Source organism: Candidatus Proelusimicrobium excrementi (assembly GCF_937881865.1).
In the GTDB taxonomy this organism is placed as follows: Bacteria; Elusimicrobiota; Elusimicrobia; order Elusimicrobiales; family Elusimicrobiaceae; genus Proelusimicrobium; species Proelusimicrobium excrementi.
The window spans coordinates 21,441-41,655 of record NZ_CALGEO010000115.1 but is presented as its reverse complement, the minus strand read 5'-3'; the positions used below and the strand labels follow the sequence as shown (position 1 = coordinate 41,655).

General features: G+C 46.0%; 19 protein-coding genes. 8 read left to right on the top strand and 11 right to left on the bottom strand.

Annotated features, from left to right (window positions below):
* Nucleotides 1-38 precede the first annotated feature (38 nt).
* The 5 genes from mutL to ACQY26_RS05385 are packed head-to-tail and all read right to left on the bottom strand — an operon-like array spanning nucleotide 39 to nucleotide 8,013.
* Entirely contained in the window at nucleotides 39-1,529 is a 1,491-nt protein-coding gene (gene mutL / locus ACQY26_RS05405; protein ID WP_428048127.1) for a DNA mismatch repair endonuclease MutL, read from the bottom strand.
* The gene (gene mutS / locus ACQY26_RS05400; protein WP_428048126.1) at nucleotides 1,505-4,054 is read right to left on the bottom strand and encodes a DNA mismatch repair protein MutS; all 2,550 of its coding nucleotides are present in this window, start codon (nucleotides 4,052-4,054) and stop codon (nucleotides 1,505-1,507) included. The genes mutL and mutS overlap by 25 nt, the downstream gene beginning before the upstream one ends.
* A gap of 8 nt (nucleotides 4,055-4,062) precedes the next feature.
* On the bottom strand, nucleotides 4,063-5,037 hold the full coding sequence (dusB, locus tag ACQY26_RS05395) for a tRNA dihydrouridine synthase DusB (protein WP_428048125.1): 975 nt from the start codon (nucleotides 5,035-5,037) through the stop codon (nucleotides 4,063-4,065).
* Nucleotides 5,038-6,531, bottom strand: a complete 1,494-nt coding sequence (locus ACQY26_RS05390; RefSeq protein ID WP_428048124.1) for a bifunctional metallophosphatase/5'-nucleotidase — start codon at nucleotides 6,529-6,531, stop codon at nucleotides 5,038-5,040. It lies immediately after the preceding gene.
* Nucleotides 6,532-6,534: 3 nt separating this feature from the next.
* Nucleotides 6,535-8,013: a bifunctional metallophosphatase/5'-nucleotidase gene (locus ACQY26_RS05385; RefSeq protein WP_428048123.1), complete on the bottom strand. Its 1,479-nt coding sequence runs from the start codon at nucleotides 8,011-8,013 to the stop codon at nucleotides 6,535-6,537.
* Between the two features lie 192 nt (nucleotides 8,014-8,205).
* Between ACQY26_RS05385 and infC the strand changes: the two genes are divergently transcribed.
* The 8 genes from infC (at nucleotide 8,206) to dnaJ (ending at nucleotide 15,312) form a co-directional block, all read left to right on the top strand.
* A complete protein-coding gene (infC, locus tag ACQY26_RS05380) occupies nucleotides 8,206-8,739 on the top strand; it encodes a translation initiation factor IF-3 (RefSeq protein ID WP_428048122.1) in 534 nt (177 codons plus the stop codon).
* A gap of 25 nt (nucleotides 8,740-8,764) precedes the next feature.
* Nucleotides 8,765-8,968 (top strand): large ribosomal subunit protein bL35, encoded by a 204-nt coding sequence (locus ACQY26_RS05375; RefSeq protein WP_428048121.1) that lies wholly within the window; start codon nucleotides 8,765-8,767, stop codon nucleotides 8,966-8,968.
* A 15-nt stretch (nucleotides 8,969-8,983) separates the two neighbouring features.
* Nucleotides 8,984-9,340, top strand: a complete 357-nt coding sequence (gene rplT / locus ACQY26_RS05370) for a 50S ribosomal protein L20 (protein ID WP_428048120.1) — start codon at nucleotides 8,984-8,986, stop codon at nucleotides 9,338-9,340.
* Nucleotides 9,341-9,459: 119 nt separating this feature from the next.
* On the top strand, nucleotides 9,460-10,263 hold the full coding sequence (locus ACQY26_RS05365) for a TatD family hydrolase (protein ID WP_428048119.1): 804 nt from the start codon (nucleotides 9,460-9,462) through the stop codon (nucleotides 10,261-10,263).
* A 153-nt stretch (nucleotides 10,264-10,416) separates the two neighbouring features.
* Nucleotides 10,417-11,523 carry a heat-inducible transcriptional repressor HrcA gene (hrcA, locus tag ACQY26_RS05360; protein WP_428048118.1) on the top strand — a complete coding sequence of 369 codons (1,107 nt, stop codon included), beginning with the start codon at nucleotides 10,417-10,419 and terminating at the stop codon, nucleotides 11,521-11,523.
* The gene (locus tag ACQY26_RS05355; protein WP_428048117.1) at nucleotides 11,516-12,097 is read left to right on the top strand and encodes a nucleotide exchange factor GrpE; all 582 of its coding nucleotides are present in this window, start codon (nucleotides 11,516-11,518) and stop codon (nucleotides 12,095-12,097) included. The genes hrcA and ACQY26_RS05355 overlap by 8 nt, the downstream gene beginning before the upstream one ends.
* Before the next feature lie 27 nt (nucleotides 12,098-12,124).
* A complete protein-coding gene (gene dnaK / locus ACQY26_RS05350) occupies nucleotides 12,125-13,996 on the top strand; it encodes a molecular chaperone DnaK (RefSeq protein WP_428048116.1) in 1,872 nt (623 codons plus the stop codon).
* 200 nt (nucleotides 13,997-14,196) lie between these two features.
* Complete coding sequence (gene dnaJ, locus ACQY26_RS05345; RefSeq protein WP_428048115.1) at nucleotides 14,197-15,312, top strand: molecular chaperone DnaJ; 1,116 nt, start codon at nucleotides 14,197-14,199, stop codon at nucleotides 15,310-15,312.
* A gap of 54 nt (nucleotides 15,313-15,366) precedes the next feature.
* On the opposite strand, the gene ACQY26_RS05340 is transcribed toward dnaJ, so the two are convergent.
* The 6 genes from ACQY26_RS05340 to ACQY26_RS05315 are packed head-to-tail and all read right to left on the bottom strand — an operon-like array spanning nucleotide 15,367 to nucleotide 20,136.
* Nucleotides 15,367-15,873: an ankyrin repeat domain-containing protein gene (locus ACQY26_RS05340; protein WP_428048114.1), complete on the bottom strand. Its 507-nt coding sequence runs from the start codon at nucleotides 15,871-15,873 to the stop codon at nucleotides 15,367-15,369.
* Nucleotides 15,874-15,909: 36 nt separating this feature from the next.
* Entirely contained in the window at nucleotides 15,910-16,038 is a 129-nt protein-coding gene (locus tag ACQY26_RS05335) for a hypothetical protein (protein ID WP_428048113.1), read from the bottom strand.
* A gap of 10 nt (nucleotides 16,039-16,048) precedes the next feature.
* Nucleotides 16,049-17,278 (bottom strand): MiaB/RimO family radical SAM methylthiotransferase, encoded by a 1,230-nt coding sequence (locus ACQY26_RS05330; RefSeq protein WP_428048112.1) that lies wholly within the window; start codon nucleotides 17,276-17,278, stop codon nucleotides 16,049-16,051.
* The gene (locus ACQY26_RS05325) at nucleotides 17,275-17,967 is read right to left on the bottom strand and encodes an RsmE family RNA methyltransferase (protein ID WP_428048111.1); all 693 of its coding nucleotides are present in this window, start codon (nucleotides 17,965-17,967) and stop codon (nucleotides 17,275-17,277) included. Before ACQY26_RS05325 ends, ACQY26_RS05330 begins: the two co-directional genes overlap by 4 nt.
* A 4-nt stretch (nucleotides 17,968-17,971) precedes the next feature.
* Complete coding sequence (locus ACQY26_RS05320; protein WP_428048110.1) at nucleotides 17,972-19,321, bottom strand: tetratricopeptide repeat protein; 1,350 nt, start codon at nucleotides 19,319-19,321, stop codon at nucleotides 17,972-17,974.
* Nucleotides 19,318-20,136 carry a phytoene/squalene synthase family protein gene (locus ACQY26_RS05315; RefSeq protein ID WP_428048109.1) on the bottom strand — a complete coding sequence of 273 codons (819 nt, stop codon included), beginning with the start codon at nucleotides 20,134-20,136 and terminating at the stop codon, nucleotides 19,318-19,320. Before ACQY26_RS05315 ends, ACQY26_RS05320 begins: the two co-directional genes overlap by 4 nt.
* Between the last annotated feature and the right edge of the window lie 79 nt (nucleotides 20,137-20,215).

Here is a 20,215-nt window from a genome sequence, read left to right as displayed (position 1 = left end):
GCTAATTTATAATACGTATACACGTGAGAAAGAAGAATTTAAACCGATTGAAGAAAATAAGGTGAAAATGTATATTCTTCAAAATAAATTCTTTCCTGTGCGGCGTGCTGGTCTATCAAAACCAAACCTTGCGGATTTTCAAACAAAATATAACTTTGGTGCAGCTGCCCCAAATAAGTGTAAGGGCCTTTAAACCACAAAGGATCGCCCGGTTCGGCTTGCGGTATAAGGGTTTGTGTTTCCTCCTTAGGGGTGCTCTTTTGCGTATAGGAAATTTCTGCGGAAGCAACCTCTTTTTCAATATTGTAAGAGGGCGGTTCCTCAAAATCCCTGGCCTGCATGGAAGGTTCCGCCTGCGGCGTGGCCACGTTTAAGAAATCCGCCGGGGCGAAGCTTTCCGCTTTGGGCGCGAAAACATCATGAATGTTCGGCGTGGGTGGGCATGGAAAAGGAGAAGCCGCGGGGTTAAATGAAACCGGCTGCCGGCTGGTTTTTATTTGAAAACTTTGGCTTTGGTTATTTTTTAAAAGCGTTTGCGATATTTTTGAATAAACAAAGTTAAACACCGCGTTTTCCTGAATAAACTTGATGTCCTTTTTCTGCGGATGAATGTTTACGTCAAATTCGCTCGGCGGAAGAGTCATATAAATGACGGCGGCGGGGTGTTTGTCTTTTTCCCGGTAAGGCTGATATGCTTTATATAAAGCCTGCTGCAAAAGCTTGCAGGTTATCGGGCGTTTGTTGACGAAGAAAAACTGTCTGTCCCGCGCCGGGCCCAATTTATCCGCCGGGGAAACGAAAGCCCTGAAGCCGAATTGGGCGTCTTCCGTATAAATCAAATCTTTTACAATTCCTTCGCCTATTATCTTGCCGAGGCGGTTTCTTAGGCCGGCTTGGTCGTCTTTTTGAGCGGCAAGAGCATAAATTTTATTGCCGTCGGTTCTTACGTTAAAGGCCGTTTCCGGGTTGGCCATGGCGGCCTCTTCCGCGCAGGAAAGAAGGTGGCTTCTTTCCACGGCGTCGGATTTTAAAAATTTCAGTCTTGCCGGAGTATTAAAAAACAGATCGCGCACTTCAACCGTGGTGCCTTTTAAAGCCGGGGCGGGGCCCTGGTTTGTCAGCTTGCCGCCTTCGGCTTGTATCATTGCGCCTTTTTCGCCTTCCACACAGGAAAAAATGGTTATTTTGCTTATCGCCGCAACGGAGTAAAGCGCTTCGCCCCTGAAGCCGAAAGTGTTTAAACTGTCCAAATCGTCAAAGTTTGTGATTTTGCTGGTGGAATGGCGCAAAAGAGCGGTGGGTAAATCTTCCCGACTGATGCCCTGGCCGTTGTCATTTACGCGGATAAGTTTCCTCCCCGCTTTTTCTATGTCAACGTTGATGACGGACGCGCCGGAATCAAGGCTGTTTTCCAGCAGTTCTTTTAAAACTCCGCTCGGGCGTTCTATTACCTCGCCCGCGGCTATTTTGCCGGCGGTTTTAGGGTCCAGCAGTTTAATGCGTTTCACTCTTCTAACCTCTTTTTCCATTCGGAAATTATCTGTAAAGCCTGCAAAGGCGTTATTTTATTTAAGTCTACCATTTTTATTTCCTGCACTATCGGGCTGGAAAATAAATCGGGCGCTTTGTCTTCCTGCAAAGTATTGGACATCGCCTGCTTTTCTCCCAAATCGGCCAAAATTTTCTTTGCGCGCAGAATGCAGCTGTGCGGCAGGCCGGCTATTTGCGCCACGTGTACGCCGTAGGATTTATCCGCTCCGCCGGGCTGTATTTCAAAGAGAAAGTTTAATTTAACTTCGCCGGAGGGCGTTTTATATTCGCTTGCCGTTACGTGGAAGTTTTTTATGCGGGAATATTTTTCCTCCAGTTCGGTAAGTTCAAAATAATGCGTGGCGAACAGGACTTTAGGCCCCTGTCCGTGCGGCTTATAAAGATACTCCGTTATGGCCCATGCTATGGAAATGCCGTCGTAGGTGGAAGTGCCGCGGCCGACTTCGTCTAAAAGTATCAGCGTGGAAGACGTGGCGCAGGCCAAAATATTGGCCGTTTCGCGCATTTCCACCATAAAGGTTGATTCGCCCCTGCTTAAAGCGTCCTGCGCGCCGATACGGGTAAGTATTTTATCCGTTATCGGTATTTCCGCGTGTTCGGCCGGGACGAAACTTCCCATTTGAGCCATAATCGTAATTAAGGCCGTCTGCTTTAAAAATACGCTCTTGCCGCCCATATTCGGCCCTGTCAGCAGGATAATCTGCGGGCCTTGTCCGCCAAGCGTCAAATTGTTGGGAACGAAGCTTCCGCTGGGGATATTTTGCTCCACTATCGGGTGGCGGCCCTTTTCTATTACCAAGGCGCCGTTTTCCGGCATGATTTGCGGCTTTTTGTAATTGCCGTTAAGCGCGGCGCACGCCAAAGAGAACAAACAATCGGTTTTCGCTATTATTTTTGCCGTTTGCTTCAGCACCGCAAGATTTTGGTAAAGATAGGCTTTTATCTTTTCAAATATAGCAAGCTCTATACGCAGGCTTTTTTCTTCCGCGGAAAGGATTTTCTTTTCCAGTTCTTTCAGCTCTTCCGTTACGAATCTTTCCGCGCCGGTTAAAGTTTGTTTGCGGATATAGTCGTAAGGCACTTTTGAAATATGCGTTTTGGTGACTTCTATATAATAGCCGAATACGGTGTTAAACCCGACTTTTAGGGAAGGTATGCCGGTGCGTTCCTTTTCCCTTTGGCAGATTTCCATAAGGGCTTTGTCCGCGTGCTGTTTTAAATTGACGATTTCGTCCAGTTCCGTATTATAGCCGGGTTTTATTATGCCGCCGTCGGAAAGTTTTACTGGCGGATTTTCGTTTAACGCGCTTGCGAGCAAATCGGAAATTTCTTTAAGTTTCGCAAAATGCATGGCGAAGACTTCTTTAAGCTCCGGCAGCATATCTCCGTAGCTTAAAACCCACTCGCGTATTTTGTCGGAAAGCATTAAAGACTGCCTTAAACCCGCCAAATCCCTGGGAGTGGCGGAAGAAGCGGCCACGCGGCTCATAATCCTTTCAATATCGCAGATGTCCTTTAAGAGCAAGGCCAGCTCGTCGCGGGCGGATTCATTGTTAAGCAAAGCTTCTACGGCGTTTTGTCTGTGGTTGATTTCTTTGACGTTTAAAAGCGGGCGCAGTATCCATTCCTTGAGCATTCTTGAGCCCATCGGCGTTTTTGTGTAATCCAATATGCCCCAAAGGGTGTTTTTCCTGCCGCCGACTTGGCTGGAAACCAGTTCCAAGGTGTTTACGGCTGCGCCGTCAAGCTGTAAAAATTCCGAAATTTCCCTGTAAAACGGGGCGAAGTATTCGCGGAAATTGTCGTTTGTGCCCGCCATGTATTTAAGGCAGTTTAATCCCGCTTTCAAAGCCAGGGGATATTCCGTCAGTATGCCGGGCCAATTTTCGGGGATATTGTCGGTTTCGGAGGAACTTTCGCACGGGGAAAGCGTCAAATCCTGAGGGAGTATAATTTTGGTTTTAAGTTTCGCCAAGCTGGCTTTGCCGCCTATCACTTCGGAGGGGTTAATCGTCGCCATTACCGTGGAAAGTACGGTCATTTCTTCGTCGTCGGCGTTCTGCGTAATCCAAAAATCGCCGGTTGAAGCTTCAAGGCAGGCCAGGCCCCATCCTTTTTTATCGGTTTCCACGGCTACCAAATAATTGGAATTGCCTGCTTCCAGCATGGAATCTTCAAGAACGGTGCCGGGGGTTATTATCCTGACGATTTTCCTTTCAAAAAGTTTTGTTTTTGGGTTTGTTATATTTGAAGTCTGCTCGCAAACTGCTATTTTTTTGCCGGCTTTTAAAAGTTTGGCTATGTAGGAATTTGCCGAATGGAAAGGCACTCCGCACATCGGCTGATCTCCGCGGGCCGTCAAAGCAAGCCCGAGCAGGCGGGAACCTTCTTTGGCGTCTTCTCCGAACATTTCATAAAAGTCGCCCAGCCTGAAAAACAATAAAGCTTCGGGGTTTTGGTTTTTTATTTCATAGTACTGTCGCATTAGGGGGGTTAGTGTCATACTGAGTTTTAATTCTCCTTTGTAACGACGGAGAGTATCTCCCGCGCTTGGGCAAGGGTTTCACAGCGTACAAATTGTTCTCTCACGGCGGCGGCGTTGGTAAATCCGTTCAGCCAATAACCAACCGTCTTTTTGCTGCGGCTTATGCCGGTTCTCTCTCCGTAGAATTTAACATTCTCCTCTATCAAAGTAAGAAACATCAGCGCCTTTTCCGCATTTGCAATTTTGCCGAAAGGCCGTGAGCTGAGGATACTGCTTATTTCCGTAAAAATAAATGGGTTGCCTATGGCGCCGCGGCCTATCATTACGGCCTGCGCGCCGGTTTCAAACATATTTTTTGCGTCCTGCGCGTTAATCACTCCGCCGTTTGCTATTACCGGTATCTGCGCCACACGGCAGGCGCTTTCCAAAAAAGCCAAATTAGGCGGGCCGGAATGGACGTCCGCCGCTGCGCGGGCGTGCAAAGTTATGGCGGCCGCGCCGCTGTCTTGCGCGATTTTGGTCAGCAAAGGCGCCAAATTTTCCGTGCGGTTTAAAGAAACGCGTGTTTTTAAAGTAACGGGTATTTTGACGCTTTTTACCGCGGCTTTTAAAATTTCGGCGATTTTTTCGGGCGTTTTCATAAGTACGCAGCCGGCCCCGGCTTTGTTGACTTTTTTAACCGGGCATCCGGCGTTTATATCTATAATGTCCGCACCCTGGGCTTCGGCCCTTTTGCAGGCTTCGGCTATGGTTTGGGCGTCGCCGCCGAACACCTGCATGGAAAGCGGATGTTCGGCTTTGTCAACCTGAAGCATTTTAATGCTTTTGGGACTGTCGAATTTTAAAGCCGAGGCGGAAACCATTTCCGCGCATACAAGGCCCGCGCCGCCTTTAAGACATAAAATCCTAAACGGGGTATCCGTAATCCCCGCCATGGGTGCGAGGACCAAATTTGAGGGACAGATAAAATCCCCTATTTTAAGTTGTTTTATATAAGGCATTTATTCTTCCTTCCAGTTGTCTTGCGGGGCCAAGGAAACTTCCTTATCCCGGCTGAGGCACCAGCGCAGAATATCGCGCACGGTTCTGTCGGTGTTTTTAAATTCGAAGACGTTTAAAAATTCATCATGGCCCATGCCGCCTGCTACTATGTGATCAGATACGGAAACGGAATAAAGCCTTTCGTTCTGTACGGGCGCGCCGTTAATGTAAAACTTCTTTATTTTTTTACCCAAAGGCGCGGAAGGGTTATAAACGATGTTCAGGCCGGAAGTCTGCGGCCAGTTGTTTTTTGTTTCTATGCTGTGCTCCAGCGCATTTTTAAGTTCGTCGCCGCGCATTTTTATCAGCATTACTCTGTCGTTAAAAGGTATGGCGTTGTTTAATTGAACTTCGGTTAAAGGGCCCTGTTCAAAGCCGTTTAAGAAAGCGTCGGAATTTATTATGCCTATTTCATTGTTTGCCCACCTTTTTATGCAGCGCGCCGTATAAGCGCCAAGCGGGGAAGGCTTGTCGCTGTAAGTAGGCAAAGGTATGTTTAAACCGGCTATTTTGCGGCCCGTTATCCTTAAAGCCGTTTTACGCATGGCTTCCGTTTCAAGAGAAATTTTTTCGTCCTGTCCGTACAGGTCTTTATCAAGGGTAATTTCTTCAAAATTATAAGAGGAAAGCTTTTTGTTCTTGTCGAAATTTAAGGTTATTCTGGCCGTTTCAAAAAGCATCGGAGGACGGCGCGTTACCAGCGTTTTTGAAACTTCTTCCGTTTCCGCCCCGGAAACATCCCCGTTGCCGCCTAAAATAAGGGAAAGTTCCGGCAGCTCTTCCGCCAGAAGCTTCTCGTCGGTTTTTTGCCCGGAAGGATCCAAATCAAAACCTATGCTGCTTAAAAGGATTATAACGTTAGGCTGATGCTTTTCGAGTTCCGGCAGGATAGCTTTTACGGAAGGGATTTCGTCTTTGACGCGTAAGGAAGAGTTCCTTAAAGTGTCGGGGAAATCCTGCTTGGAAATCAGCCCTATTACCGCTGCTTTTATGCCGTTTTTTTCCGCAATGACGTATTTTTTTATATATTTGGGCTGGCTGCCGTCTTTGTTTTCCAAATTGGAAACCACAATCGGGAAATTTGCCTTCTTTATCCCCGCTTCAACCACGTCCCAGCCCAGGGCGAGATCGCTCGGGCTTAAGGTGGCCGCGGTGTAACCGAGTTTGTTCATAAGGTTTACCGCGCCTTCAAGTTTAAACTGCTTGCCTTCCTGCGTTTTGGAAAACGTGTTGCCGCTGTCAAACAGCATATAAGCGCGTTCCTGTGCGGATAAAAGATTTTTAAGCACCGCCAAACCGCCGGTGGGGCGGTTGTTGTTTTCGGCGGAGTTCCTGGCCCAGTAAAAGCCTTGTATGTCATTGGTATGGTAAATATCAAGCTGTATTACCGGTTCTTTGGAACATGCGCTTAAAAATATAAATGCGGTCAGCAAATAAGGCAAAAAGGATTTCATCTTTTAATCAACTTTTACTATCCTTCCGTTTTTTGCGGGTTTTATGCCTGCGGGATTAGCTTTAACCCAATCGGCGAACAGCTCGGTTATAGTCTTTTTTGAATAAAGGCTTTTATCCGTTATTTTTTTGAACATATATCCTTCGGAACCGCCTTTTGCTATATGGTCGTTGGTGCCGATGACGTAAGTTTTTTGGGGATCAAGCTCCTCCCCGTTGACCTTTATGGAAACTATTTCCGGGCGTTTGTGTTTAAATCTGTATTTAACTTCCAGGCCGGAATATTGGAAAAGGCTTTTGTTTTCTTTCAGGCTTCTTAAAACCAGCTTTTTCAAAAAATCGCCTTTTACTTTTACTACGTAAAGCTTATTTGGGAAAGGAAATGTTTGATATATCATTCTGGTCGTTATGTCGCCTTTGTTTAAAGTTTCGCGCACGCCGCCGGTATTTTGCAGGCCGATGTCCGCGCCGGTATGTTTCTTTACAAGGTCGGCAAAAAGGTTGCCCATGGGGGAATCAACATAACCGGCGTTTTTTGGGGCGTAATTGTAAATGGTTTGGGAAGCTTTGCCTATGGGTTTATCCATATATTTGGCGCGGTTGGTTTCCGCAAATTCCTGAATGTAAGGATCCTGCGGATATTTATCCGCGTCAAGCTCTATAAATTCCGAGCGGGCGGATTTAAACTTGCCGGTTTCGTCGTCAAATTCCAGCGTAATACGGCTGACGTGCGTCAAAGCCGTACCGCTTTCAACAAAGAGAACTCCGTCTTTATAAACGTTTTGGAAAACTTTATGCGCGTGCCCGCCCAAAACCACGTTTATGCCTTCAAGCCCTTTTATCAAAGAAAGATTGCTGTATTCGTCCGTGTGTTTATCGTCTTTTAAAGATGAGTGAGTCAGCAGTATTACGGCGTCTGGGTTCTGTAAACGCGCCTGATAGAGTGCTTTTTTAAGGGCTTTTCTTTCCCCGGAGATTCTTATTCCGTCCGCTTTTGTGGAAAACTCCTTTGCCAAGCCTATAATGGCTATTTTTTTGCCGTTTACCATATACGTTTTGAAAGGTTTCACCTGTTTAACCAAATCTTTTTCAACGGTGTCGTGCATATTGGCGGCCAGAATGTCAAAATTTGCGGAGTCCATATTTTTAAGCAGATTGGCTTTGCCGAAATCGTTTTCATGGTTGCCGATAGTCGCGGCGGCGTAGCCGAGCTTATTCATAAACTGCACCGAAAGATTGCCGTTTGACTGCTTGGCCTCATACGTGCCGGAGGTAAAATCCCCTCCGTCAAGCAGTAAGTAAGGATCTTTCTGCTGCTGCAAAAAAGCTTTTAGGGCGGAGAATCCCCCTATATTTTTGCCGTTGATTTTCCTGGGGAAATAAAAGCCGTGGGTGTCGGAAGTATGAAACACGTTTACGGTCGCCGCGGCGGCGAGTCCGGATAAAAACAAAGCACAAAGCAAGGCAACGAATCTTCTTAACATTAAGCCTCCTAACCAAAGGCCGCGCCGGGCGGCGCTCCGATATATAGTATATATTAAAATATTAACAAAATAAGATATAATATGCAAAAGCCGCCGCGGTATGCTTTTGCGCGGATTTGACAGCAAAGCCGGCGGTTTCATATAATATATAAGTCCCTTAAAAAGGGCTTATTTATTTCAGTTAGGAAATAGATGAAAATACCGAATAATAGAAGCAGTAAGGATCTTTTAAGAAAGAACGAACATATCCGCGCCGCCGAAGTCAGATTGATAGACTCGGACGGAACAATGCTGGGCATAGTGAACATCCGCGAAGCCCTTGCAAAAGCGAAAGAAAAAGAGCTTGACTTGGTGGAGATTTCTCCCACAGCGCAGCCTCCTGTTTGTAAAATATTGGAATACTCCAAATACGTTTATGAGCAGGGCAAAAAGAACAAAGACGCTAAAAAGAAGCAAAAAGCCGTTTCTTTAAAAGAAATAAGGCTTAAATCCAGAATAGCGTCCCACGACTTAGACGTTAAAGTTAAGCAAATTGAAGGATTTCTTAAGAAGAAAGACATGGTAAGAGTGTCCGTCGTGTTCTACGGGCGCGAGAACCAGCATAAAGATATCGGCTTCGCCATGCTTAACGATATGAAAGCCAAATTGGCGGAGATCGGCGATATCGATGGCAATATACAGACGCAGGGCAACAGAGTAACCGTTACCTTCGTCCCGAAAGCATAAAATAAAGAGGTAAGGATAAGTTAATATGCCAAAACTTAAAAATCATACCGGTGCCAAAAAAAGATTCAGAGTAACGGCAACCGGTAAATACAAAAACAGAAAAGCCGGCAGGAGGCACTTACTCGCCCCTGAAAAGGCAAGCATTAAAAGAGAAAGAAGAGAAAGCGCTGTTATCGCGCCGAACTCTGCGGAAGGCAAGTTCTTAAAGAAATACCTTCCCATGAAATAAGGTTGGAGTGGCAAAATGAGAATAAAATTTAGCGTCGCAAGACATGCAAGAAAGAAAAAAGTTCTTAACAGAGCAAGCGGTTACTACGGTGATAAATCCCGCCGCTTGAGAATGGCCACCCAGCAGGTGGATAAGTCCCTCGTACACGCTTACACGGACAGAAAAGATAAAAAAGGCAATTACCGCTCGCTGTGGATTACCAGAATCAACGCCGCGGTACGTGAAGAAGGTATGAACTATTCAACCTTTATCAGCGGCCTCAGCAAAGCCAATATCACGCTTAACAGGAAGATGCTTTCCGAAATGGCGATTAAAGACCCGGCTTCTTTTAAACAGCTGGTCGATATTGCAAAGACTTCCGTTTCCAAATAAGCGGACAGAGCTGATTTGCCCCGGCGGTTTTATCGCCGGGGCTTTTTTACGCCTTTTTTTGAAAACCGGCTTATATCTTTCCGCCGCCCCGCGTTCGGCTTAATTGATATAATATATATATGGAATTTATTGATTCGCACGCACATTTAAACGATGAAGCTTTCGACGCCGACCGCAAAGAAGTTATAGAACAATGCTTTGCCGCCGGCGTAAAACGAATGGCGGAAATCGCCTGCGAAGTCAACGAATGGGCCCCGGCTTTAAAATTGAGCGCGGAATATGAGGGCGCGATTTTCCCCGTATGCGGTGTGCACCCGGATTACGCTTCAACGCTTAACTCCCAAACTCTTAAAGATTTAGAGAATTATCTTCTAAAGCCGGAAGTAAAAGCCCTTGGCGAAATCGGCCTTGATTATAACGAATATGAAGGCTGCCCCAAGGACAGAGAAATGCAAAAATACGCTTTTGACGTCCAGCTTAAACTGTCCGCCAAATTGAATATGCCGATAGTTTTGCATTGCAGAAAAAGCCGCGCGGCTGATGACTTTTCCGCCTATGAAGATATGTTTTCCATTCTGAAGAACAATATTTACACCGGCGGTATTATGCACTGCTTCAGCGGGCGCGAACAGGACGCTTTCCGCGCTTTGGATATGGGCTATAAGCTGGGCGTAAACGGAATAATAGGCTATAAAAAGAACGACGATTTGCGCGCTGTCATCAAAAAAGCCGGGCTTAAATATTTGCATTTGGAAACGGATTGCCCTTATTTGCCCCCGCAAAGCAAACGCGGGCAGAGAAACAACCCTTCTTATATACCCGAAATCGCCGTAACAGTGGCCGAAGTTACGGGCGAAAGCCTTGCCAAAACGGCCGATATAACTACGCAAAACACCATAGAAGTTTATAAACTTAAAATATAATTTTCTTTGACTTCCCGACGTAAAACAAAACTTTGTCCCGGTTTTATTTTTAGCAGACATAAAAGGGGATTGACAATTTTGATTTTTTTAGCTAGAATATTAGCAGTCGCTTAAGAAGTTTGCTAAGAAATTGTGTTTTAAGGTCGCCAAATAATGAGAATACTTAAACCCGAAATAGCAAAAGAAAGGGAAGAAAAGATATTAAGAATGGTTATCCAGGAATATGTGGAAACCAGAAAGCCCGTAGGATCGGAGCTGGTTGCTCAGAAAGGATTGCCGGGCGTATCAAGCGCGACGATAAGAAACACCATGAAAAAGCTTGAAGAAGAAGGTTATTTATATCAGCCTCACGCTTCGGGTGGCAGAATCCCCACCGATAAAGCTTACCGCTTTTATGTGGACTACTTATCAAAAATACAAAAAATAGCCGTCAAAGAACGGGAAAGGATAGAAAGCGAATACAAACAAAGCAGCGCGGAAATCAACAGGGTTATGGCGCAGACTTGCAGAATGCTTTCAATGATGTCCCACTCGGCTGGATTCGTGCTGAGAAGCAGCGTACAGGACTTAAGCGTGCAACGCCTTGATTTTATACCCTTGGGGCCATATAATATATTGGCTATTCTTGTTACGGAAGAGGGGGTAATAAAACATTGGCCGTTTAGAATGAACAGGGCCGTTTCTCCGGCGTGGCTGATGATGTTCAACCATTTTATAAACGAGCAAATCTCCGGTTTGACGCTTAAAGACGCTCAGCAAGTGCTTTGGGAAAGCCTGCAAAAAGGCGTAGCCGACGGAGAGGGTTTTACGGAGCTGGCCTGTAATATTTTAAGCGAAATGTCTTCCAAGCAGCGCAGAGAAGAGCGTTTGTACATAGACGGCATGAGCCAGCTCGTGGAAACGATGACTGAGGAAGAGCACGGCCACTTGGGCCAAATGATGCGCGTTATGGAAGAACGCGACAGACTGGCCGCTCTGCTTAACGAAAAAATGCAGCAGCTGGAGGCTGAATCGGCCAATAAAATAGACGTCAGTATAGGCTCGGAAAACGAACTGAGCGAACTTAAAGACCTCAGTATAATATCTTCCGCCTGTAAAGTGGGCGGCAAAACCATAGGGCTTATAGGCATAGTGGGGCCTAAGCATATGGAATACAACAGGATGATGTCCTTGGTAAATTTCATCGGGGAAATGCTGGGAACGACGATAAGAAACTGGCAGGCCTCCCTGGATTTAAAACAAAGGAGTGAAGATGAATAAGAAGAAGCACTCAAAGCCGCAGGGGGAAGAAGAAATCCTTGAGGATAATGAGCCTGAACGGCAAAACCGAGAGGAGCAAACCGCGGCGGAAGAAGCCAAGGAGGAAAAGGCTTGCGAAGAATCCTCCAAAGCCGAAAAATATTTTGAACAGCTTGTAAGGCTTCAAGCAGATTTTGAAAACTACCGCAAAAGAACTGAAAAGGAAAAGCCGCAGCTTATAAGTTACGGCAAATTCGAAACTTTAAAAAAGCTTTTGCCGCTGTATGATACGCTTCTTAAGGCCGAAGCCGAAAGCGCCAAGCCGCAAGCCAATATGCAGCATATAAAACAAGGCCTTAAAATGATTTTTGAGCAGTTTGACAAACTGTTTAAGGCCGAAGGCGTCAAGATTATAAGCGCGAAAGGCAAACCTTATGACCCTATGACGCAGGAAGTTATAACAACCATACCTTGCCCGCCGGAACAGGACGGCATAGTTCTTGAAGAGCTTGCCGCGGGGGTGGAAATTGAAGGGAAAACTGTCCGCCCGGCACAGGTAATAGTCGGAAAGAGCAGTGAAGAAGCAGTTAAATAAAGTGATTTGATAAGGAGAAAGAATAATATGTCTAAAATTATCGGTATTGATTTAGGAACCTCAAATACGGCGGCCGCAGTAATGGAAGGCGGCAGGCCGACGATTATCCCTTCCGCAGAAGGAAGCTCTATCGGCGGCAAGGCGTTTCCCTCCTATGTGGCTTTTACCAAAGACGGTCAGCGCCTTGTAGGCGAACCGGCCAGAAGGCAGGCAGTATCCAACCCGGAAGGCACGGCTACGGCTTTTAAAAGAAGAATGGGCGAAAGCTATAAATTTAATTTAAGAGGCAATGAATTTACGCCTCAGCAGCTTTCCGCTTTTATTTTGCAGAAAGTTAAAAAAGACGCCGAAGCCTTTTTAGGTCAGCCGGTGGAAAAAGCCGTAATTACGGTTCCGGCTTATTTTAACGACAACCAACGTCAGGCGACAAAAGACGCGGGCAAAATCGCAGGCCTTGAAGTGGTAAGGCTCTTAAACGAACCTACGGCCGCAGCTTTGGCTTACGGTATCGACAAAACCGGCAAAGAGCAGAAAATCTTGGTATTTGACCTCGGCGGCGGTACGCTGGATGTTACAATTATGGAAATGGGTAAAGAAGGCACTTTCGACGTGCTTTCCACTTCCGGCGATACGAAACTCGGCGGTACGGATATGGATAATGCCGTAATCGATTGGATAATCGACGAATTTAAGAAAACCTCCGGCATTGACCTCAGGAACGACAAACAGGCCATGATGCGCCTTAAAGACGCGGCGGAAAAAGCCAAGATTGAGCTTTCCACCACCATGGAAACGGATATAAACCTTCCGTTTATAACCTCCGACAACACCGGCGCGAAACACTTGGAACTTAAACTTTCCAGAGCGAAACTTGAAAGCTTGGTAAGGCCGATAGTTGAACGCTGCGGAGCTTCAATCGACAGAGCCGTAAGCGACTCAAAACTTTCCATGAGCAATATCGACAAAATTATCATGGTGGGCGGCCCTACCCGTATGCCTATAGTGCAGGAATACGTTGAAAAACACGTCGGCAAGAAGATTGAAAGGGGCATCGATCCTATGGAATGCGTCGCGGACGGCGCGGCGATTCAGGCGGGTGTGCTTACCGGCGACGTAAAAGATATTTTGCTCTTGGACGTTACCCCGCTTTCATTAGGTCTTGAAACTTTGGGCGGCGTATTTACGAAACTTATTGAAAGAAATACGACCATTCCTGTCCGCAAAACGCAGGTGTTTTCCACCGCGGCGGATAATCAGCCCGCGGTAACGGTAAACGTATTGCAGGGCGAGCGCCCCATGGCCAAAGACAATGTTCCTTTGGGCAAATTCGACTTGGACGGTATTCCGCCAGCTCCCAGAGGCGTACCTCAAATTGAAGTTACGTTTGATATCGACGCCAACGGTATTTTGAAAGTTTCCGCCAAAGATTTGGGCACCAACAAAGAACAGCACATCACGATTACCGCGCCCAACAAACTCAGTGAGGCGGAAGTGGAGAACTTCGTAAAACAAGCGGAGAAATTCGCCGAGGAAGATAAGAAAACCAAGGAAAGAATCGAAGCCAAAAACGAAGCCGACGGCGTGCTTTATCAGACCGAAAAAGCCTTGAAAGACCACGGCGACAAAATCCCGCAGGACGAAAGGCTTAAAATCGACCAGGCTTTAAGCGAACTTAAAGAGGCCATTAAATCCGAAGACACCGAAAGGATTAAAAAGGCCAAAGACGAAGCCTTGGCCGCCAGCCAGAAACTTGGGGAAATAATCTATAAAGAATCCCAGGCCAAAGCGCAGGCCGCGCAAGGCGCCCAAGCCGGAGCTCAGGGCCCGGCGCAGGAAGCGCCCCAGGGCGAAGCCAAGAAAGACGACGTCGTTGAAGCCGAAGTCGTAGACGGCAAATAATAAAAATTGTTAAAGCGGGGGGAAACACTTCCCCCCGCTTTTTTGTTGGCCGAAACATAATTTAAGCCGTCGGCAGGCCTTCTTAAAGTATGATAAAATTTATAGTAAGAGATTTATTTAAGAGTTCGTTTTGAAATTCCCCCACGGCGGAATTTTAAAGCGGCCTCATCACAAAGACAACTGGCAGGAAATAAGGAAAAATGGCTAAGAAAGAAGATTATTACTCAGTGCTCGGCGTAGACAGAAACGCCGGTCAGGACGAACTTAAAAGAGCTTACAGGAAAATGGCTATGAAGTACCACCCCGACAGAAATCCGGGCAATCCTGAAGCTGAAGAAAAATTTAAAACGGTTAATGAAGCTTTTGAAGTACTTTCCGATCCCCAAAAAAGACAAATTTACGATAATTACGGAGCGGAAGGGTTGAACGGAGCGGCTTCCGGCGGATTTCACGGCGGCTTTGGCGGATTTGAAGATATTTTCAGCTCCGTATTCGGCGATATGTTCGGCGGGAGTTTCGGCGGAGCGGGGGCTGGCTCAAGGCGCAGACCTCAGCGCGGCAATGATTTGAAAGAAGAAATTTCCGTAACTTTGGAAGAAGCTTATGACGGCATTGAAAAGGAAGTTTCCTATAACCGCGTGGACACTTGCGAAACCTGCCACGGCACCGGCGCGCAGGAAGGCAGCGGCAGAAAGACTTGCCCCACCTGCAAAGGCAGCGGCGTAGTCCAGTTCAGCCAGGGCTTCTTTTCCATGAGGCAATCCTGCCCCGATTGCGGCGGGCAGGGAAGCATCGTCGAAAAACCTTGCCGCGATTGCCATGGTACGGGCCGCCAGCGCAGTAAAGCCAAATTCACGGTTAAGATACCCGCAGGCGTAAGGGAAGGCGTCGTTTTGAGGGTTCCCAACGGCGGCGATATCGGCACCAATGACGGCGGATACGGCGATCTTTATATACAAACTCATGTAAAGAAACACAAGATTTTCCAGCGCGACGGCGATGATTTGCTGTTAGAAATTCCTTTGACTTTCCCTCAGGCTGCTTTAGGCGCGGCCGTAAAAATACAGAATATCAAGAAAGAGGAAATCAAAGTTATTATCCCCGAAGGTTCCCAACACGGCAAAATCATTTCCGTGGAAGGGGAAGGTATGCCGGTGCTCGGCAAAGCCGGCAAAAAGGGCGATATGCGCGTTATCATCAATTTGGAAGTCCCCAAGAAGCTGACATCGCGCCAAAAGAAGCTTATAGAAGAACTCGGCCAAGCCTTTGAAGAAGAGGGCCAGAAAAAGACCATTTTTGAAAAAATCTTCGGTTAAGTTCTTTTTTAGTTAATAAAATTCCCCGGGCTTAAATCGGCCCGGGGTTTTTGTTTAAAGATATGGTTTGCTGCGCAGGCAATTCATTGCGTCAAACCAGCCTTCTTCAATTGTTACGACTAAAGCCGGTGTCATGTTAAAATCTTTATATTTAATTCCTTTGCCGACTATATATTTTATGGCTGCCATATCATTAACTATTGCCGCTTTATGTAAAATGGTACTTAGATTTTTTCCGTTTATTTTATAGCCTTTGGCTATCAAGTGTTTGATTACGTCTAAGTTTTGCGCTTCTGTAAGAACGTCTTGATCATATGCAAATTTATAAATAATATTATCTTTATCTGTTTCCGTTATTGTATAAGAACCGCTGTTTTCCATTTTTGTATTAATATCAGCACCTTTCTCAAGTAAGATGTCAATAATTTCAATATTTTGCATATATGCAGCTGCCATAATAGGGGCCCAATCGTTATCATTTCTCTTATTTACGTCCGCACCGGCAAGCAGAGCGTTGTAAATACCGCGCAGGTGCATTTTATTCGCCGCTTCGTGAAGCATTTTATTGGGGTCTTCTTTTTTAACGGGTTTGGCTTCTTATTCTTTTTGTTCGTTGCCTGCGGGCTGCATGGCGGGGGTGGGCTTTTCCAGTTTTGGCAAGGTCAGCTCCGCACGGTAAATATTAAATGCCGGCAGTAAAAACAGCAAAACAATAATAATTTTCATAAATTATCCTTTACAGCTGTTTTGCGTAACAAACGCCGTCTTGCGCTTTAATTATTTTAACTTTTTTTAGTTGAGAAGAAAGTTCTCCGCCCGGTATAAGCGCACGCTGGAAATTGGAAAGCACTCCGCTGACGCATCCGCTTGACTGAACGAAAGTTTCCGCCAAAAATTCTTGTTCGCTTCCGAGCAGGCTTTCTGCGGCGGCCCGCCTTAAAGCTTTGTCTTTTTCATGCAGAATCTCGGAACGGCGTTTAATTTCTTCCGGCGGAATCTGTTTAAGGGCGGCAGCTTTTGTGCCCTGCCTGGGCGAATAGCTGAAAACATGCAGCCCGGCAAAGCCTATTTTATCAAGGAAGGCTAAAGATTCTTCAAAGTTTTCCTTTGTTTCGGTGGGGTAGCCGGCAATAATGTCGCAATATAAAAAGATGTTTTTAAATTTGCTTTTTATGTATTGTACGCGGTTAAAATATTCCTGCGCGCCGTAATGACGGCCCATATCTTTAAGCACGGCTTCGCTTCCGCTTTGTAAAGGAAGATGCAGATAATTGCAGAATTTTTTGCCGCCTTTTGCCGCCGTTTCTATCAGCTTATCGGTAACGGTGTTGATTTCTATGGAAGAAAATCTTATGCGGAAGTCCCCTTCGGTTTTAAAAATTTCTTCAAGCAAATCTGCCAGATCCGCGCCGGTTTGAGGGCAGGAATAATTGCCTATGTTGATGCCCGTCAGCACTATTTCTTTATAACCGTTTTCTATAAGGTTTTTAATTTCCGCCAAAGCGACGGCTTTGGGTTTGGAAGTTTTTAAAGGGCGCGTATAAGGCACTATACAGTAGGAGCAAAAATTATCGCAGCCGTCTTGTATTTTTACGAAGGCTCTCGTTTTGCCTTCGTGGGATTTTACCGTCCAATCTATATCTTCGCCGAAAAGCGCTTTGCCCAAATCGGGTTTAAAAACAATTTCCGCAAAGGGGAAAATCTGCCTTATTTTTTCCGCGCCGGACATTGCGTAACAGCCCGTAACAACCAATCTGCAATGTGGATTATCGCGCTTTACCGCGCGTATCATTTTATTTGCGTCTCTGTCGGCTTTCGCCGTTACGGAGCAGGTGTTTAAGAGGCATAAATCGGCTTGTTTGTAATCGGGCGTAATTTCTGCTTTGGCGTTTTTGAATTTTTCCAAAAGGGCTTCGCTTTCCACTTGGTTTACGCGGCAGCCGAAGGTTTTTATAAATACTTTCATTGTTGAGCCGCCCAGCAGGCAACGGCCGCCGCGGTTTCCGCGCGCAGTATATTTTGGCCTAAAGTTACCGGCCTTATATTATATTTTTTGGCTAAAGCCACTTCTTCTTCCGCATAACCGCCTTCGGGGCCTATAAAAATTGCGGCTTCTCCGCCAAGGGCGTTAAGTTCGCTTAAAAGGGGCGTTTTCCGCTCGTCTTCATAGCAGATTAAAGCGGGAACGCTCAAATTTTTTACAGCGTCTTCAAAAGTAACGGGCTCTTCTATAATCGGGACGGAAGGATTCTCGCATTGTTTGCACGCGGCAAGAGCCAGCTGATTCCAGCGTTCGTGTTTTGTGGACCATTTTTTAAGCAAATCTTTTTCCGAATATCTTGATAATACCGGTACAAAACGGCTGACGCCCGCCTGAGTGCATTTGTCTATAATATCTTCCGCCGCGGCGCGCGCAACCGCGCTGAAGTATAAATGCACGGCCCGTTTTAAATGCGGGGCCGGCAAAGTTTTTATAATTTCGCCGCAGGCAGATTTATCGGTCAGCTGTGAGAGTATGGCCAAATATTTGTTTCCCTTTCCGTCAAAAACTTTTATTTCCGCGCCGGTATGTATCCGCGCCACTTTAAGGTGGCGGGCTTCTTCTTTTTGCATTGTAAAAAGATTTTTTTCTATTTCTGCTAAATATTGCGGCATAGGCTTAGTCCGGCAGACCTTGACAATTTAGTTTTAAACCGTCTTTCGTGCAGAGATTTATCTTGAAGCCGTTTCCCGTGCCGAAAGTGTTGGAATAAACCGGAGCGTTATTGCGGGCCGCTTTCTTTTGCGCGTGATAATCTTGAACGGCAAGATACAGATGACTGAAAGGAAGGTTGCACGCTCTCATATTGCGGGTGTTGTCCGTGGAAAGGAAAAACCGCCTCTTGCCGTTGCCGGTATCAATAGCCCTGCTGCGGAAATAGGCGTGCAAAACTTCTTCTCTGCATTTTGTCGCGTCAAGCAGGTAAACGAAATCCGAAGGGGAAACCTCATAATATCCTTGGGCCAGCAAAGCTTTTATTTTGTTTTCTATTTCTTTTTGCGTCGCCGGCAGCTTTTCCCCGGGCAGGTAATAAGATTTTTCCCCGCGCAGCATTTTTGTAAATGCGGTTAATCCGGCGTCGGTAAGATTGCCGGCGTTGTTGAAAATATCTTTGCCGGAAGCGTCCCTTGCCTTAAACAGCTGCGCCGGCGTTACGCCTTTGTTGATTAAAAAGTTTTTCGCGTCCGAAGACAGCTGCCTTATAAGTTCATTATAGCCGGTAATAGTCAGCATTTTGCGGACATATACTTTGTTGCTGTCCCTTTCTACAATAAAACCGTTTGGTATTTTGCCTTTAAATTTTTGGGAAAGATATTCTATGCCGCTGCCTTTTTCCGCGGTTATTATTTTTTTTAAAGTTTCTTTATCCTCCGCCGAGAAATTCTGCGCGACCGGATCTATTATATTGCGTTCTTTCATGGTGCGGAGGAGTTCTTCGTCGGTTAAAATATCGGGCTCAAGCGCGATAAGCCTTTCGCGGGAAACTATATTCGTAAAATCCACCGCGAGAGCTTTTTTGTAATAATCAACGGCCTTTTTTAAATTTCCGGCTTTTTCTTCGCAAATGCCCGTACCGACGAGCGCATTAATATTCGCCGGTTCGTATTTTAAAGCGGCTTGATAATATTTTTGCGCTTCTTTAAGATTGGCGCGGCGCATATAAATATCGCCCATTCTGGAATAAATATAAGCCCTGTAGGGGGATTTTTTCTCCAGCTGCGTCAAAGCGCGTTTAAAATTCTGCTCCGCGTTGTTGAACTTGCCCAAAATCATTTCGACCCCGGCCAAACTTATCAGCGCGTCTGAATTTTTCGGATCCGCTTTTAAGCATTTGATTAAAGTTTTCTCGGCCTGAGTATATTCCTTTTCGTTAAAATGTTCTTTGCTCCTGGCCAGGCAGGCGTCGCTTTTCGCTTCAAGCGGCATTACTGCAAAAATAGAAATAATTAAAGCGAAAATCAACTTCATAAACGGTTTCTCCATGTTTTAAAGAGGATAAGTAATTTTTCAATCTTATTTAACTTTATCTTTTTATCGCCCAAACGGCAAGGGCGCGCGATGAGCTTTTGCAAAATGGCTTTGTAAGTGTTGCCCATGGCTCTTGCCGGGAGCATGGCCTTAAAGTCCTCCTTAGGCAGAAGCTGTGAGGCCTGTATAAACAGTTCCTGCGCTTTTTGGGCTTCAAAAAACAGCAAGGCCCGGGTTCTGCGGTTGTCTTTCAGGAGGAGTATATCTTCCTCCTTCACGCCGAAAGAGTCCATATCCTGTCTGGGTATATAAATGCGGTTTATTTTTGCGTCTTCGGCGACGTCCCTTATTATGTTTGTAAGCTGTACCGCGTAACCTAAAGCGGCGGCGTATTTTTCCGTACGTTCGTTTTTGTAGCCGAATATGTGTATGCACATCAAGCCGACGGTGCCGGCTACGCGGTACATATACCATTGCAAATCGCCGAAAGTTTCGTAACGCACGGGCGTTTTTAAGTCGCGCTCGCAGCCTTCAATCAAATCTGCGAAGTATTCTTTGGGTATGTTGAAGCGTTTTACCGCGCCGGCAAGTTCCCGCCCGATATCCGTTTCTGCACTACCTGCGTAGAGATCGTCAAGTTCTTTTCTTAAATTTTTCAGCCTTTGCTCGGCATCGGGGTAATCTTCGTCCACGATATCATCGGCCAGGCGGCAAAAATCGTAGACGGAGCTAAGCGCGCGTCTTTTTTCTTCCGGCAGGAAGAAAAAAGCCCCTCCGAAGTTCGACTTCTTATAGGCGGGTGTATTAGCGCTCATTAATCAAATTTTACTAAAAAAATCTGTCAAATAACAGGAGTGCGCAATTTGGGGAATGTTTTTGTTTGCGCAAGCTTTT

Coding starts and splice junctions, on each gene's coding strand:
- dusB (WP_428048125.1), bottom strand. CDS start 5,037: ATGCCTTATATAAAACAACTTAAAATAGGGGATTTTATCTGTCCCTCA.
- ACQY26_RS05365 (WP_428048119.1), top strand. CDS start 9,460: ATGGAATTTATTGATTCGCACGCACATTTAAACGATGAAGCTTTCGAC.
- infC (WP_428048122.1), top strand. CDS start 8,206: ATGAAAATACCGAATAATAGAAGCAGTAAGGATCTTTTAAGAAAGAAC.
- ACQY26_RS05315 (WP_428048109.1), bottom strand. CDS start 20,136: ATGAGCGCTAATACACCCGCCTATAAGAAGTCGAACTTCGGAGGGGCT.
- ACQY26_RS05355 (WP_428048117.1), top strand. CDS start 11,516: ATGAATAAGAAGAAGCACTCAAAGCCGCAGGGGGAAGAAGAAATCCTT.
- hrcA (WP_428048118.1), top strand. CDS start 10,417: ATGAGAATACTTAAACCCGAAATAGCAAAAGAAAGGGAAGAAAAGATA.
- dnaK (WP_428048116.1), top strand. CDS start 12,125: ATGTCTAAAATTATCGGTATTGATTTAGGAACCTCAAATACGGCGGCC.
- ACQY26_RS05335 (WP_428048113.1), bottom strand. CDS start 16,038: ATGAAAATTATTATTGTTTTGCTGTTTTTACTGCCGGCATTTAATATT.
- ACQY26_RS05340 (WP_428048114.1), bottom strand. CDS start 15,873: ATGCTTCACGAAGCGGCGAATAAAATGCACCTGCGCGGTATTTACAAC.
- ACQY26_RS05320 (WP_428048110.1), bottom strand. CDS start 19,321: ATGAAGTTGATTTTCGCTTTAATTATTTCTATTTTTGCAGTAATGCCG.
- ACQY26_RS05330 (WP_428048112.1), bottom strand. CDS start 17,278: ATGAAAGTATTTATAAAAACCTTCGGCTGCCGCGTAAACCAAGTGGAA.
- dnaJ (WP_428048115.1), top strand. CDS start 14,197: ATGGCTAAGAAAGAAGATTATTACTCAGTGCTCGGCGTAGACAGAAAC.
- ACQY26_RS05390 (WP_428048124.1), bottom strand. CDS start 6,531: ATGAAATCCTTTTTGCCTTATTTGCTGACCGCATTTATATTTTTAAGC.
- ACQY26_RS05375 (WP_428048121.1), top strand. CDS start 8,765: ATGCCAAAACTTAAAAATCATACCGGTGCCAAAAAAAGATTCAGAGTA.
- rplT (WP_428048120.1), top strand. CDS start 8,984: ATGAGAATAAAATTTAGCGTCGCAAGACATGCAAGAAAGAAAAAAGTT.
- mutS (WP_428048126.1), bottom strand. CDS start 4,054: ATGACACTAACCCCCCTAATGCGACAGTACTATGAAATAAAAAACCAA.
- mutL (WP_428048127.1), bottom strand. CDS start 1,529: ATGGAAAAAGAGGTTAGAAGAGTGAAACGCATTAAACTGCTGGACCCT.
- ACQY26_RS05385 (WP_428048123.1), bottom strand. CDS start 8,013: ATGTTAAGAAGATTCGTTGCCTTGCTTTGTGCTTTGTTTTTATCCGGA.
- ACQY26_RS05325 (WP_428048111.1), bottom strand. CDS start 17,967: ATGCCGCAATATTTAGCAGAAATAGAAAAAAATCTTTTTACAATGCAA.